This is a genomic window from Vibrio sp. 10N.222.46.A1, from assembly GCF_041473595.1.
Classification (GTDB): domain Bacteria; phylum Pseudomonadota; class Gammaproteobacteria; order Enterobacterales; family Vibrionaceae; genus Vibrio; species Vibrio tasmaniensis_A.
Genome location: NZ_JBFRSN010000341.1, coordinates 1 through 1,589, shown reverse-complemented (window position 1 = coordinate 1,589; position 1,589 = coordinate 1). Strand labels below are relative to the sequence as shown.

The window sequence follows — 1,589 nt, the reverse complement described above, 5'->3', positions numbered from 1 at the left end:
ACTCACCAGCAAACGGTTTTAAACCTTCGATCTGTTTTTCTGGAAGATCCACTTTAATCATGTTAGGACGGTTGTTATCCGTTGTTTGGAACAACGTATAAACCTGTGGGTTGTCTTCTAGGTCATCAATCGAGATTTGATCATCGTTAATCCAACGACCACCAATCGACTTCTGTAGGAAGTGTTTTGCCCAAGAGCTGAATGCCGTTGGCTGTGTGCCACCAATTTGACCAGCCCAACTGCCCGAAGACATGATTGACCAGTAAGAGACAGGTTCACCCTTGCCTGTATATTGCGTATCGTACTCGTCTGGCAAGCCTAAATCATGGCCATACTCGTGAGCACATACACCAGCTGCGGCATCAATCGGTTGAATCGTGTAATCAAATGCTGCGTATTGGCCACCAAAGCGGTCTGGAAGCGAGCTAGAGGTGCCTTTAAGTACATGAGTGCGACCAAGGTTGAATCGGTGAGACCAAATCGCATCAGGGCCTAATACGCCACCACCGGCTTCTTCACCAACAGATGCGTGGAACACCATTAGATGATCAATCACACCATCGGGTTCACGGAAGTTTCCGTCACCGTCGTAATCGTAACGATCTTCAATATCGTAATCGGCTAGGTTGATGCTAGGATCTTGAGCCAATTGATTCAGTGCTTCGCGAACCAGTTCTTGCGCGTTGAGATCGTTGTCGGTAGTAGGGGAGTTACCCCCATAGAATGACGCAGGTTTAGAGGCGCGATACCAACCTGCAGCTTGGCCCGCAACGCTGTAACTATCACCAGATTCGCTTTGGTAATACTGACGCATCGAGATTAGGTTTTCGCCGTTTGGCCCAGTGTAGCCAGAGTTTGAAAACAACAACTCTTGATAATGTTCTGGGTTGTAGCTCTCGTAGAGCATTTGTGTGTGCTCTTCGGTCAGTTTGTTGTTATCCCAGTTCAAATCAGGGAAATCGACTAACAGAGCGAGTACTTTATCGGTACGCTTGGTGCCGACTTCTAACGCAAAGACGCTCGCCTTTTTAACACCAGATCCTTTTTCTATGGCTTTAAGTATTTTCGCTCGTTGCTCAAGTGCTTTTTTACCGAATTGAGCGTCACCTTTAAAACCGGAATTGATTTTATTCTTCAAGTAGCGGTCAAGTGCGTCGTGCTTTGCCACATCGGTTGCATCTTGGTCGACTAAGCCTTGTCTAACTAGCATTTCAATGAGTTTGTCTTCATTAACAACGCCTAAATCAATAGGTGTTTTTGCATAACTACTGACGCTAAATAGAGTAAGCATTGCTGAAGCCAACAATGTTTTTCTCATCATTTTCATTATATTTTCCTTTTATATTCCCATGTCGATATCAGTATCAACTTGCCTTATTCGGATCTGTTGTCCGAGTTTGGCCTAATACACTCTTGTGGTGTCTTATTTAACTGACGTGTGTTTGTTGCGTTTTTTTTACTTTCGCTCTCCTTTGTATTGGTTGTCTCTTTTCTACTTTTTGAACCAAACGGAGTGCTCTTCGCTTTTTTAGCGTTGAGATAGATACGTAAAGCTTCTTGATCTTCCTCATAGGTTAAGCCAGAACAGA

General features: G+C 44.4%; 2 protein-coding genes. Both read right to left on the bottom strand.

All coding sequences use genetic code 11. From position 1 onward, the window contains the following. Positions 1 to 1,327, bottom strand: a 1,327-nt coding sequence (locus AB4496_RS11150; RefSeq protein ID WP_372130965.1) for an immune inhibitor A domain-containing protein, incomplete at its 3' end; no start/stop codon positions are given. Positions 1,328 to 1,374: 47 nt separating this feature from the next. Then, on the bottom strand, positions 1,375 to 1,589 hold a 215-nt coding region (locus tag AB4496_RS11145; RefSeq protein WP_372130963.1), incomplete at its 5' end, for a hypothetical protein.